The organism is Kitasatospora phosalacinea (assembly GCF_000716545.1).
In the GTDB taxonomy this organism is placed as follows: Bacteria; Actinomycetota; Actinomycetes; order Streptomycetales; family Streptomycetaceae; genus Kitasatospora; species Kitasatospora phosalacinea.
This window is the reverse complement of the sequence record NZ_JNWZ01000076.1, coordinates 22,592-34,468: the sequence shown is the minus strand read 5'-3', so window position 1 is coordinate 34,468 and position 11,877 is coordinate 22,592. Positions and strand designations below refer to the sequence as shown.

The following is an 11,877-nucleotide window of genomic DNA, read 5'->3' as shown; positions in this document are numbered from 1 at the left end:
CCGTCACGCTTCCTACGAGCCCTTCACCCGCCCGCTCGACCTCCTCGGCATCGCTTGACCAACACAGTCACAAGATCACAGGACTTTGCAACGGCCCTGCCCTCGGCCGTGAGGGACGCGAGGCAGATCGGGAAGCGGAGCCGGTCGGCCAGGCTGAACTCCGGACCGAAGCTGATCACTGCCTCGTGCTCGTAGTTCATGACCAGCGCGTGGGCCTTGCCGCCGGTCACAATCCTCAGGCTGTGCTCGTAGCGGTGCTCTACTTTGTTGCGCAGTGCCACGAAGAGTTCGACATTGAGGCGCACTGGGTCGGCACTATTGGAGAAGCGCTGCTTGAGGCAGTACTCCAGATCCCACGCCTTCGGCTCGCCGTCCACCAGCTTGTAGGCACCGTTCGTGTCCTTGAAGTGGTAGTCGATCTTGTCGCGATGGAATTCGGCGTGCAGCAGGTAGTGCCACGCCTTGTGCATGTGAGTGAGGAAGTCTGTGTAATTGCCGGTAGAGCTGTTCCACTCGTCCATGGCCTTGAGGGCGTGCCGCTGCGACTCGTGGAGCATGTATCGCCATTTTGCCCATGCCATGCCGTACACCCTTCGTATCCCGGTAGAAGGATCACACCGGTGCTCGTCCCATGGCAAGCATGATTTCTCCGACCGCTCATAGATGCATTTCGCCCCCTGCGGGGACTGGCGGCTCGGGCGCGGCTATTCGAGGCTGTCGGCAACGCGAGTGGGGTCCTGGAGCCCGGCTGGGGCGGTGCCGGCGAAAGCCCTCGCTTGTACGCCCGACCCGATGGCGCTGCCCCGCCAGTTGGCCTGGCAGGGCACCGTTTCTCTTTGCTCAGGCGGGGCGGACCAGGCCGTCGAGCATCTTCTCCAGCAGGTCGTTGTTCGCGTTGAAGCTGGCCACTGAAGCGGCGATGTTCTCCTCTTGGTCCATGTCCTGCCAGGAGACGGTGTATCCGGCTTCGCGGGCGAGTTGGGCGAGGAAGGCGCGCTGGGTGCGGCCGTTGCCTTCCCGGAAGGGGTGGATGGCGTTTACGTCGCCGTACAGGTCGGCGAGGGCTCGGATGAACTCCGGGCGGTCCAAGCCTTGCAGGTGGTCGTTGTTGGCGAGTTTGCGGAACACGTCCTCCGCGAAGGAGACGATGTGGATCGAGGGGCAGAACGATGTGCCCTTGGAGATCTCAATGGTGCGCAGCTCCCCGGCCCACGGGTACACGCTCCCGAAGATCTGCCGGTGGAACGCTTGCAGGTGTGCGAGGTTGTACCTGCCGGGCAGCGGCTGGGCGTCCAGGATGGCCAGCTCCACGGCGGCAATGTCCGCTTCGGCCTCGGAGAGCTCGGCTGCGTCGGTGATGCCGAGACTGTTTCGGAGGACGCCGTTGGGCTCGCTGTAGGGGTCGGTCACTCAGCGGCCTTGCGGGTGTAGCGGGCGAGGGTGCGGGCTCGCAGGGCCGCGGCGTCGAGTTCTCCGCGCGCGTAGGCGTCGAGTTCGGCGGTGGTGTCTGCGCTGACACGCAGCCCCTCGGCCTCTGTGGAGCCGATCGCGGAGGCGACCGCCGCTTGGCGACGCAGGGCTTGCTTGTTCTGTTCGCGTCGCTGGTATCCCTCCAGGGATGCGATGTCCACACGGCGGTGCGTGCCGACCATGCGGTACTCGATCGCGCCCTTGTCGAGCAGCTTGACCAGGTGCGGCCGGGAGACACCGAGGGCCTTGGCGGCCTGGATAGTGGATAGCTCCATGCTCCTGGCGATCACTTCGACCGCGCTTCCGGAGGCGATGAGAGCCATGGTCTCCATGAGGACCGCCAGGGCTTCGCGCGGCACCTCCATGGTGACCTTGCCCGCCTCGGCGACGGTGACGTGGAACGTCTCGGCGCTGCCGGTAAGCGCGTCACGCAGGCATGGCACGGCCTCCTCGACGGTGCGCTTACGCTGCTCTTTCCGCGTGCGCTGCGCCTGAGCCCCGCGCAGGGGCAGCGGGTCCTCAGTGGGGCGCTTGCGCAGCTTCTTCCGGGGGCGGGAAGTCGGGATCTCGTACGTAGAGGCTCTCGTGATGTCCCCGGTGGCGTGCTTCTTCTGCTTGATCGGCTTCTGTTCCTGGTGCGTCACAGGCATAGGTGCGTCCCCAGCTTCGAGTGGCGGCTATCACCCCTAAGCATATGAAACAAGTGAACCAAGTGCAATATGTGCAACTACACAGAGTGGTGAAGGGCGTCCCCTTGGGCTTCCGAAGCGGATCGGCCCCCGCCTCCTCGGCGGTTGGACAAGTGCCGATGATGCTGCCAAGACGCCCGCCGAGGCGCAGCAAGTTCTTCGACGGACCGGGTCGTGGCAGCACCGGCTCTCCGTGGGTCGTGCGCTGGGGTGGTGGTTCGCTGGCGATGGTTGACTGACAGGCGAGCGGTCGGCGTTCGACTTCTACCGGTGGATCAAGATGGTGCCCGTTCGTGCGAAGCGAAGAGTACGAGCGACTCGTGATCGGTGCTGCCAGGCCGCGGTGCTGTAGGAAGTCAGGGCAGCTGGGGTGGCACCGGTAGTTCCAAGGTGTCGAAGTCTCAATATTCGGCCGCCTTGCGCGACTTGGAGGCCGGCGAGGCGGTCGTCGGGGGCTGAGGCCGACACGACCGGATGCGGTTATCGGATCTGTTCTCCGGGCACGCCGTCGGGCTCAGCTTCTCCGTCGCGCCCGACGTCCGGCCGCCGTACAGCCTGGAGAACATCTACCAGGAACTCTGTCAGGACCTCGGCCTCCCGATGCCGACCAGCGGTGACCTCACCCCCTGGACGAGCCAGGGCGTCCTGATGCTCAACAGGGTCCTCACCGTTCAGCCCCGCAACGCCGGCTCCCACCGGGGCAAGGGCTGGGAGGCCGTCACCGACCAGGCGATAAAGGCGCTCGCCGCTCGCGGCGGCCCGCTCGTCGCGATCCTGTGGGGCCGGGACGCCCGTGACCTGCGTCCGCTGCTCGGCCAGATCCCCAGTATCGAATCCGCCCATCCCAGCCCCCGCTCCGCCGACCGCGGCTTCTTCGGCTCCCGGCCGTTCAGCAGGGCCAACGACCTGCTGGTCCGTCAGGGCGGCGAGCCCGTCGACTGGCGCCTGCCCTGACGGAGCCGGCCCGCCGGTGCCCGCCTGGCCGGTGGTTCGGCCGTCCCGGCCGTCCCGGTCGTCCCGGTGCGGACTCAGACGGCCTGGGGTGAGTCGCCGGTCAGCGCGGCGGCGGTCAGGGTGAGGTGGCGGACGAGGACCGCGGCCGCGGTGTCGGCGTCGCGGGCGAGTGCCGCCTCCTCCAGTTCGCGGTGCTCGTCGGCGCCGTCCCGGTCGGGGGTCCGGCGCGCGGCCCAGCGCCGGGCCAGCTCGCTCGCGGTCCACAGCCGGTCGAAGGTCTCCAGGAGCGGGTGGTTGCCGCACCCCTCCAACAGGGTGCGGTGGAAGACCCGGTGGGCCTCGGCCCAGGCGCCGGTGTAGTGGTCGCCCTCCTCCGGCGCGTACGCCGGGGTGCGGGCCAGGCGGTGGTGGGCGGCCCGGACGCGGGCCTCCCAGTCGAGGTCGCCCCGTTCGACGGACATCCGCAGGACGGCCGGTTCGACGGTGCGGCGGGCCTCGGCGATCTCCTGCCAGCGCCGGTCGCAGAGGAGCGGGACGGCGAACCCGCGGTTGTGCAGCCGGTCGGCCAGCCCTTCCCCGACCAGCCGCACCAGTGCCTCGCGCGTGACGGCGAGGCTCACGCCCTGCTGCCGGGCGAGCTCCTGCGGTTTGAGGGCGTCGCCGGGGGCGTGGTCCCCGCGCAGGATCGCCTCCCGCAGGCGGGCGTGGACCTGCTCGGAGAGCATCTGCTTCCCGGAGGGGGCGGGGTCGCTGGGTGCGCCGGTCATGACGACAGCATAGAGGGGCCCTCTGATAATCGATTATTGGTGGTACTGTCGATTCTGTAGCCGGAAAGGGCGCTCGGCCGCCCCTCGGGCGCGCGGTGCCGGAGCGCCCGCCCGCCGGCGCACTCACCCTCCGGAGGGACACCCGCGATGCGCCTCGACGAGATTCCCCGCTCCCACCGCCCCGGTGAGGGCGCGATGGACCTGGACGCCGTCCGCGCCGTCGGCGAGGCCGTCGGCGCCGCCCACCGGTTCGTCTACTTCGTCCCCGAGGGCGCCGAGGAGGCGGCCGGGCTCGGGGTGACCGACCCGGGGCGGGCGTACCTGGCCTTCCGGTCGGCCGCGATGGGCGCGGTTCCGTGGCAGGTCGTGCTCGCGGCCTTCTACAACTTCAGCCCGCGGGCGGTGCGGGCCGCGGCCGGAGTGTGGGACGGGGCCCCGCCCGAGCGGTGGCAGGCGGCCCGCTTCCTGGTGGCCGGGCGGGCGATGCGGCGCGTCGGCGTGCGGCTCGCGGAGGACGGCCACCTCGCCGAGGCGCGCTCGCTGATCGACCGGGTCGTCGCCGGAGCCGACTGCGCCGGGAAGGTGCTGGCCGCCGCGAACGCCTCGGTCGCCCTGCCGTCCGATCCCCTCGTCGCGCTGTGGCAGCAGCTGACGGTGGCGCGCGAGTGGCGCGGTGACGCCCACCTCGTCGTGCTCGCCGACCACGGCCTCGGACCGTGCGACTGCCTCGTCCTGCACACGGCGACGGGCCGGCTCCCGGCGGCCCTCGCGCGGACCACGCGGCAGTGGGACGACGGGGAGTGGGAGGCGGCGACGGCGCGCCTCGCCGCGCGCGGCTGGCTCGACTCCGGCGCCGCGCTCACCGCGGCCGGCCGGGCGGCGCGCGAGCGCATCGAACGGGAGACGGACGCGCATTGCGCCGCGCTGTGGGCGCCGATCGGCAACGCGGGCGCGCGCCGCCTCGCCTCGCTCGTCGCGCCGATCGCCGACGCGTTCGCCGCGGCGGGGACGTTCCGGGCCCTCCCGGGGCGGTAGGGCGCCCGCCCCGGGGCCCGCCCGGGCGGGGCCGCGTCGTGCGCATCGGCGCCGGAATGTCTCCGGAAATGGTCAGTCCAGAACGTCAACCTCACCCGAAGGAGTGAAATGACGCTCTGTGTTGCTGGAGTGACGCACTGTTCGAAGAGACTGGCGGCAGTCGAGAGCGCGAGTCCCCTCCCCGTGCGGTGCGCCGGGTGAGGTCGCGGGTGCGCTCTGCCGTTCACCACGTGTGGGGGTTCCTTCCATGTCTGTTCTGCGTTCGGCCGTCGTGTCGGCCCTGGCGGTGTCCGCGCTCACGGTCGGGTTGCCGCTGTCGCCCGCCTCCGCCGCCGACGCCCCCGCCGGCACGCCCGCGAAGCCCGGGAAGGCCGGCGCGGTGACGGCCGAACTCGCCCTGGACGTGACGCTGTTGAACTCGGTGAACGTGCCGGTCGACGTGGCGCTGAACAAGGTGCAGTCGCCCGCCCAGCGGGACGGCGCGATGCTCACCGCCAAGGTGGACGGGGTGGACGGCGGCCGGCCGGTGACGCTGGTGAAGGCCGAGGTGGGCCGGTCGGTCGCCAAGGTGGACGACGGGCTGGCCACCGCGTCCGTGAAGCTGGTCGGCGCGGACGTGCACGTGCCCGGCCTGCCGCTGACCACGCTGCTCGGCCTGGAGGCGATGAGCGCCGAGGTGAGCTGCCCGGTGGACGGGCAGCCGACCGCGAACGTCACCGCGCCCGCCAGGCTCACGGTGCTGGGCAGGTCGGTGACGGTCGGCCTCAACTCGCCCACCCGCGTGGACGTTCCGGCGATCGGCTCGGTGGACGTCGAGTTCTCGAAGAAGACCGTGACCAGCAGCACGGCGGCGGCCTCCGCGCTGGAGGTGAAGATCGCGCTGAACCCGCTGAACCTGAACGTGGCGAAGGTCGACGGCACCGTGACGGTCGCCTCTGTCTCCTGCGAGAAGCCGGTGGCGGCGGTCGTCCCGGCGGTGGCGGTCTCCTCGCCCGCGGCCCCGCCCTCCGCCCCGGCGCCGACATCCGCGCAGAACCGGGCGGTGCCGAAGGCGGAGGCCGAGGAGCTGGCGTCCACCGGCTCGTCGGGGACCACGGTGCTGGCCGCGGGCGGCGGAACGCTGCTGGTGGCCGGCGCCGCCGCGGTGTGGATGACCCGGCGGCGGCGCGCCGCCCACGCCCGGCACCGCTGACCGACCGGCCGCCGGCCGGCCCCGGCCGGACGTCCGTCGCCCCCCTCGCGTCTCAGCGGTGCGCCCACATCCCGAGACGGGCACTGCCCGTGGGTGAGCGTGCCGCTGCGGACCGTTGGTTCACATGGGCGTTACATAGGAGGAACAACCGGGAAACGGCGGCTTGCGACGCTACGCGGGCACCCACCACCCAAGCAGTGAGGATCACCGCAGTGGCGATCAAGGCCGAGTACATCTGGATCGACGGCACCAAGCCGACCGCGAAGCTCCGTTCCAAGACTCGGGTGCTGCCGAACGCGGACAAGATCCCCACCTGGGGCTTCGACGGCTCGTCGACCAACCAGGCCGAGGGCCACGCGTCGGACCGCGTGCTCGAGCCGGTGAAGGTCGTCAAGGACCCGATCCGCGGCGGCGACAACATCCTGGTGCTCTGCGAGGTCTTCGAGACCAACGGCACGGCGCACGAGACCAACACCCGCGCCCCGCTGCGCGAGGTCGCCGAGCGCTACGCCTCGCAGGAGTCGATCTTCGGCATCGAGCAGGAGTACACCTTCTTCAAGGGCTCCCGCCCGCTCGGCTTCCCGGAGGGCGGCTACCCGGCCCCGCAGGGCGGCTACTACTGCGGCGTGGGTGCCGAGGAGGTCTTCGGCCGCGAGATCGTCGAGCTGCACCTCGACCGCTGCATCGACGCCGGCCTGGCGATCTGCGGCATCAACGCCGAGGTCATGCCCGGCCAGTGGGAGTTCCAGATCGGCCCGGTCGACGCGCTGACCGTCTCGGACGACCTGTGGATCGCCCGCTACCTGCTCTACCGCACCGCCGAGGAGTTCGGCATCGACGCCACCCTGGACGCCAAGCCGGCGAGGGGCGACTGGAACGGCGCGGGCGCGCACACCAACTTCTCCACCAGGGCGATGCGCGAGGGCTACGACGCGATCATCACCGCCTGCGAGTCGCTCGGCGCCTCCCAGGAGAAGGTCATGGAGCACGTCAACCAGTACGGTGACGACATCCAGTCCCGCCTGACCGGCAAGCACGAGACCGCCCCGTGGAACGTCTACTCCTACGGCGTGTCCAACCGCGGCGCCTCGGTCCGCATCCCGTGGCAGGTCGAGGTGGAGCAGAAGGGCTACATCGAGGACCGCCGCCCGAACGCGAACGTCGACCCGTACGTGGTCACCCGCCTGCTGATCAACACCTGCTGCGAGGCCCTGGAGAAGGCCGGCCAGGTCTGACGTCCGCCCCGTAGGCACAGCACGGCAGCGCCCGCCGTTCCCCGCGAGGGGGACGGCGGGCGCCGCCGTTTCCGGCGTTCGACGGCCGTGTGTCGTAACCCTCACCGCCGACCGCCGTTTCACGGCGGTGTGTCGTGCGCCTCACATCAACACGAAGCCGTGGGTGCGGCCGACCGGGACGAAGCCGCGCCGGGCGTACCACTGCCGGGGCCAGTCCTCGGCGTCGGCGACCAGGAAGCGCAGGCCGTCGGGGGAGCGGTCGGCGGCCAGCCGCAGCGCGGTGGCCAGGACGGCGTCGGCCAGGCCGCGGCGCTGGCGCTCCTCGGCGGTGGCCAGGTCCTCGATCTGGGCGGTGCCCGCGGCGTCCTGGTACAGGTCGGCCCAGGAGCCGAACTCGCCGTCGGTGTCCCGGGCGGCGAGCGTCAGCACCCGCTCGGCGCCCGCCGCGCGGGCGGTGCGGCGCCCCACCAGCTGGGCGATCGAGTCGTCCGACGCCCACGGCAGCCAGGAGCGCCACTGCCGCTCCAGCGCCGGGGCCAGCTCGTCCAGGGCGACCGCCCCGGCGCCGCCGCCGGCCGGCACCGGCCCGCGGTGCACCATCACCACCTCGGTCTCGTGCCGGTACCCGGCGGCCGCCAGCCCCGGCGCGAGCGCCAGCGCCGACGCGTCGTCGAACACCGAGATCCGCCGGTGCCCCAGGTGCCCGAGCACCTCCTCGGCCAGGCCCGCCACGTCGACCCCGCTCGGCGGGGCGTCCAGCACCAGCTGGTTGTGCTCGTGCGAGTAGGCGAACTCCCCGCTCAGCACCCCGAACCCGCCCGGCAGCTCCACCACCTCGGCGGCCTGCCGCCTGGCGAAGGCGCGGCGGAACTCCAGTGCGACCCGAAGGCTCTCCTCGACCATCCGGCCATCGTAGGGCGCTCGCGCCGCCCGGTTCGAGGGATGTGCCGCACCCGCCGGACGGGCAGAACCGATCGTGCGACACCCGAGCACGGTGACCGCCGCCCGGGTTGAGTCTCCCGCCGGGGGAGACGGCAGGGTGGCGGTCATGGATGACGACGGGCTGCCGACGGACGGGCTGCTGACCATCGGCGCGCTGGCACGGCGCACCGGGCTGACGGTGAAGACCATCAGGTACTACTCGGACACCGGCCTGGTGCCGTCCACCGACCGCACCGCGGCCGGCTACCGGCGCTACGGCGCCGAGGCCCTGGCCCGGCTCGAACTCGTGCGCACCCTGCGCGAGTTGGGCCTCGGGCTGGACGCGGTGCGGCGGGTCCTGGAGCGCGAGCAGAGCCTCGCCGAGGTGGCCCGGGCGCACGCCGACGCGCTGGACCTGCGGATCCGGACGCTGCGGCAGCAGCGGGCCGTGCTGCGCGCCGTCGCCGAACACGGAACCGACCCCGAGGAGACCGAGACGATGCACCGACTGGTACGGCTGACCGCCGACGAACGCCGCCGCCTGATCGAGGAGTTCCTCGACGACACCTTCGGCACCGCCGACGCCGACCCCGAACTCGTCGCGGTGCTGCGCGCGGCCGTCCCCGAACTGCCCGAGGACCCGAGCACCGACCAGGTCACCGCCTGGGCCGAACTCGCCGAGCTCACCCGCGACCGGGACTTCCGCGCCTCGCTCCGGCGGATGGCCGCCTACCAGGCCGAGCAGCGCGCCGAGGGCGACACCACCGGGCTGCACCACGAACTCACCGAACGCGTCCGGGAGGTGGTGGGCGCCGCACTCGCCGCCGGCACCGCCCCCGGCACCCCCGCCGCCGCCGACGCGGTCGCCGAACTGACCGCCCGCTACGCCGAGGTGTTCGGCCGCCCGGACGACGCCGCGCTGCGCGAGTGGATCCTGCGCCGCCTGGAGGTGGCCGCCGACCCCAGGGTCGAGCGCTACTGGGCGCTGCTGTCCCGGATCAACGGCTGGCCCGCCCCGCCCGAACTGGCGCCCGTCCTCGCCTGGTTCACGGCCGCGCTGCGCGCGGCCGGATAACCGGGTGCGGGGCGCCCTAGGCTGGTCCCATGGCTGACACCGCGCCCGCCGAGGGCGACTTCACCCCCCGGGAGCGGGAGCGCGGCCGCGCGCTGCGCCGCTCCCGGCTGCCGTGGGCGCTGGGCGGGCGGTCGGCCTCGCTCGCGCTGAGCGCCGTCCTCGGGTTCACGCCCGCCGGGGCGGGCCTGGTGGGCACCGTCGGCGGCTGGTTCGGCGGCAGCTGGGCGGCCGAGGTGCTGGCGGGCGCCGCGGCGCTGGTGCTGCTCGGGCGGGTGGTGACGCTGCCGTTCTCGGCCCGGGTGCGGGCGGTCTCCGCCCGGTACGGCCTGGTCACCCAGGGCTGGGGCGGCTGGGCGGTGGACGCGCTGCGCGGCACCGCTGTCGCGCTCGCGCTGTTCCTGCCGCTGGCGCTGGGCCTGTACGCGCTGATCGGCCGCTCGCCGAGCCACTGGTGGCTGCCCGCCGCGGCCGGGGCCGCGCTGCTGACCGTCGCGCTGTCCTTCCTGCACCCGCTGGTCTTCGAGCCGCTGTTCAACCGCTTCTCCCCGCTGTCCGACGGCGAACTGCGCACCGCCCTGCTGGAGTTGGCCCGCCGCGACGGCATCGCGGTGCGCGACGTGCTGGTCGCCGACGCCTCCCGCCGCACCACCGCGCTGAACGCGTACGTCTCCGGGTTCGGCCCGACCCGGCGGATCGTCGTCTACGACACGCTGCTGTCCACCGCCGAGCCGCGCGAGATCGAACTCGTCGCCGCCCACGAACTCGGCCACGTCAAGCACCGGGACGTCGCCACCGGCACCGTCCTCGGCGCCCTCGGCGCGGCCGTCGTCGTCCCCGTGCTGGCCGCGCTGCTCGCCTGGCGCCCGCTGCTGGACGCGGCCGGCGCCCCCGCCTCCCAGGACCCGCGTTCGCTGCCGCTGCTGGCCGCGCTCGCCGCCCTGCTCGGCGCGCTCAGCACCCCCGCCCAGTGCGCCGTCAGCCGCCGGATCGAGACCCGCGCCGACCGGCACGCCCTCGAACTGACCGGCGACGCGCGGCAGTTCATCGCCATGCAGCGCCGCCTCGCGGTCGCCAACGTCGCCGACCCGTACCCGCCCCGGGCCGTCGAGCTGCTGCTCGCCACCCACCCCAGTACCGGCCGCCGGATCGCCGCCGCCCGTGCCTGGCTCGCCATCCGGGAGGCCCGGTGACCCGCCCGCTGCTGATGCTCGACGTCGACGGCCCGCTCGCCCCGTACGTCGGCAGCCCCTACCGCCGCCCCGAGGGCTACCTCACCCACCGCGTCCCCGCGCGCAGTTGGCGCGAACGCCAGCGCGCCGAGGGCATCCGCAACCCCAGGCCGCTGCGGGTCTGGCTGCACCCCGAGCACGGGCCCGCGCTGCTCGCGCTGCCCTACGACCTCGTCTGGGCCACCACCTGGAAGGACGAGGCGAACGAGCACCTCGCGCCGCTCCTCGGCCTACCGGAACTCCCTTACGTGGACTGGCCGTCCATGCACCACGGCGACCCGGACGGGCTGCACTGGAAGACCCGCCACCTGGTGGCCTGGGCCGCCGGGCGGCCGTTCGCCTGGGTGGACGACGAGACAGCGCCGCGGGACGCCGCCTGGATCGCCGCCCACCACCCCGCCCCCGCGCTCACCCTGACCGTCGACCACCGGTACGGGCTGCGGCCGGCGGACTTCGCCGCGCTCACCGACTGGGCGGAGAGGAACCGGAGTTGATCGTCACCGCGCTCCACCGCCACCCCGTCAAGTCGCTGCTGGGCGAAGAGCTCTCCCGGGCCCGGATCGACGGGCGCGGCCTCGACGGCGACCGCCGGTACGCCCTGCTCGACCTCACCGACGGCCGGATCGCCAGTGCCAAGGAACCCCGCACCTGGCGCCGCCTGCTCACGCTGCGCGCGGCGAGCACGGCGGGCGGCGTGCGGATCACCGGGCCCGAGGGGAACGGACTCGACGACGCCGGGATCTCCGCGCTGCTCGGCCGGCCCGTCCGGCTGATCTCGCGACGGCCGGACGGCGCGGTGCTGCGCCGCTCGGTGCCCGAGCAGGTGCTCGCCGCCGGGATCGACGCCGAAGTCGAGTACACCGTCCAGGAGTTCGGCGGGGCGGCGGCACCCGGCAGCTTCTTCGACTTCGCCCCGCTGCACCTGGTCACCACCGCGAGCCTGGCCGGCGCCCCCGCCGCCCGCTACCGCCCCAACCTGGTGATCGACCACGACGGGCCGCCGTACGCCGAGAACGCCTGGATCGGCCGCGAGCTCGCGATCGGCCCGGAGCTGCGGCTGCGCGTCATCGCCGCCACCCCCCGCTGCGCGGTCCCCACCCTGGCGCACGGCGCCCTCCCGGCCGACCCGGAGGCCCTGCGCCGCCCCGCCCGGGAGAACCGCGTCCGCCCGCTCCCGGAGATGCCCCCGCTCCCGTGCCTGGGCGTGTACGCGCAGGTCCTCGCGCCGGGGACGGTCGGGGCGGGGGACGCGGTCACGCTCCTCCGGGGCGAGGGCGCCGGGGGCTGACGTCCGGTCAGCATGAACCGGG

At 73.0% G+C, this 11,877-nt stretch carries 12 protein-coding genes and 1 pseudogene; 8 read left to right on the top strand and 5 right to left on the bottom strand.

All coding sequences use genetic code 11. From position 1 onward, the window contains the following. Positions 1–23 precede the first annotated feature (23 nt). The 3 genes from OO48_RS29020 to OO48_RS35520 all read right to left on the bottom strand — a co-directional run bounded on the left by OO48_RS29020 (position 24) and on the right by OO48_RS35520 (position 2,114). Positions 24–557, bottom strand: coding sequence for a DUF3644 domain-containing protein (locus OO48_RS29020; protein ID WP_245194851.1), 534 nt, complete (start codon positions 555–557; stop codon positions 24–26). A 283-nt stretch (positions 558–840) separates the two neighbouring features. After that, complete coding sequence (locus OO48_RS29015; RefSeq protein WP_033221605.1) at positions 841–1,410, bottom strand: Fic/DOC family protein; 570 nt, start codon at positions 1,408–1,410, stop codon at positions 841–843. Further along, positions 1,407–2,114, bottom strand: coding sequence for an antitoxin VbhA family protein (locus tag OO48_RS35520; RefSeq protein ID WP_167346485.1), 708 nt, complete (start codon positions 2,112–2,114; stop codon positions 1,407–1,409). The genes OO48_RS29015 and OO48_RS35520 overlap by 4 nt, the downstream gene beginning before the upstream one ends. Positions 2,115–2,657: 543 nt before the next feature. Here OO48_RS35520 and OO48_RS34625 point away from each other — a divergent pair. Further along, positions 2,658–3,113 (top strand): annotated as a pseudogene (locus tag OO48_RS34625) (uracil-DNA glycosylase); the annotation flags it as partial. A gap of 74 nt (positions 3,114–3,187) precedes the next feature. On the opposite strand, the gene OO48_RS29000 reads toward OO48_RS34625, so the two are convergent. Beyond that, positions 3,188–3,880: a GntR family transcriptional regulator gene (locus OO48_RS29000; protein WP_033221603.1), complete on the bottom strand. Its 693-nt coding sequence runs from the start codon at positions 3,878–3,880 to the stop codon at positions 3,188–3,190. A gap of 195 nt (positions 3,881–4,075) precedes the next feature. Here OO48_RS29000 and OO48_RS28995 point away from each other — a divergent pair, with 195 nt between their 5' ends. From OO48_RS28995 to glnII, 3 genes are all read left to right on the top strand, one after another. Continuing rightward, on the top strand, positions 4,076–4,915 hold the full coding sequence (locus tag OO48_RS28995) for an SCO6745 family protein (protein WP_425338593.1): 840 nt from the start codon (positions 4,076–4,078) through the stop codon (positions 4,913–4,915). 247 nt (positions 4,916–5,162) lie between these two features. Next, on the top strand, positions 5,163–6,107 hold the full coding sequence (locus OO48_RS28990) for an SCO1860 family LAETG-anchored protein (RefSeq protein ID WP_033221599.1): 945 nt from the start codon (positions 5,163–5,165) through the stop codon (positions 6,105–6,107). A 212-nt stretch (positions 6,108–6,319) separates the two neighbouring features. Further along, positions 6,320–7,342, top strand: coding sequence for a glutamine synthetase GlnII (gene glnII, locus OO48_RS28985; protein WP_033221595.1), 1,023 nt, complete (start codon positions 6,320–6,322; stop codon positions 7,340–7,342). Positions 7,343–7,483: 141 nt separating this feature from the next. Here glnII and OO48_RS28980 read toward each other — a convergent pair whose 3' ends face one another. Next, entirely contained in the window at positions 7,484–8,245 is a 762-nt protein-coding gene (locus tag OO48_RS28980) for a GNAT family N-acetyltransferase (RefSeq protein ID WP_033221594.1), read from the bottom strand. 145 nt (positions 8,246–8,390) lie between these two features. On the opposite strand from OO48_RS28980, the gene OO48_RS28975 reads away from it, so the two are divergent. From OO48_RS28975 to OO48_RS28960, 4 genes are read left to right on the top strand one after another with little or no spacing between them, the layout of a single operon-like run. Next, positions 8,391–9,338, top strand: coding sequence for a MerR family transcriptional regulator (locus tag OO48_RS28975; protein ID WP_033221621.1), 948 nt, complete (start codon positions 8,391–8,393; stop codon positions 9,336–9,338). A gap of 29 nt (positions 9,339–9,367) precedes the next feature. Beyond that, complete coding sequence (locus OO48_RS28970; RefSeq protein ID WP_033221592.1) at positions 9,368–10,528, top strand: M48 family metalloprotease; 1,161 nt, start codon at positions 9,368–9,370, stop codon at positions 10,526–10,528. Beyond that, on the top strand, positions 10,525–11,061 hold the full coding sequence (locus OO48_RS28965) for an HAD domain-containing protein (protein ID WP_033221591.1): 537 nt from the start codon (positions 10,525–10,527) through the stop codon (positions 11,059–11,061). The genes OO48_RS28970 and OO48_RS28965 overlap by 4 nt, the downstream gene beginning before the upstream one ends. After that, positions 11,058–11,855 carry an MOSC domain-containing protein gene (locus OO48_RS28960; RefSeq protein WP_033221582.1) on the top strand — a complete coding sequence of 266 codons (798 nt, stop codon included), beginning with the start codon at positions 11,058–11,060 and terminating at the stop codon, positions 11,853–11,855. The genes OO48_RS28965 and OO48_RS28960 overlap by 4 nt, the downstream gene beginning before the upstream one ends. Positions 11,856–11,877 lie beyond the last annotated feature (22 nt).

Excerpts from the sequence above, each read along its gene's own strand:
- OO48_RS29000 (WP_033221603.1), bottom strand. The coding sequence starts at position 3,880 with ATGACCGGCGCACCCAGCGACCCCGCCCCCTCCGGGAAGCAGATGCTC.
- OO48_RS28970 (WP_033221592.1), top strand. The coding sequence starts at position 9,368 with ATGGCTGACACCGCGCCCGCCGAGGGCGACTTCACCCCCCGGGAGCGG.
- OO48_RS28980 (WP_033221594.1), bottom strand. The coding sequence starts at position 8,245 with ATGGTCGAGGAGAGCCTTCGGGTCGCACTGGAGTTCCGCCGCGCCTTC.
- OO48_RS28975 (WP_033221621.1), top strand. The coding sequence starts at position 8,391 with ATGGATGACGACGGGCTGCCGACGGACGGGCTGCTGACCATCGGCGCG.
- OO48_RS28990 (WP_033221599.1), top strand. The coding sequence starts at position 5,163 with ATGTCTGTTCTGCGTTCGGCCGTCGTGTCGGCCCTGGCGGTGTCCGCG.
- OO48_RS29020 (WP_245194851.1), bottom strand. The coding sequence starts at position 557 with ATGCTCCACGAGTCGCAGCGGCACGCCCTCAAGGCCATGGACGAGTGG.
- OO48_RS28995 (WP_425338593.1), top strand. The coding sequence starts at position 4,076 with ATGGACCTGGACGCCGTCCGCGCCGTCGGCGAGGCCGTCGGCGCCGCC.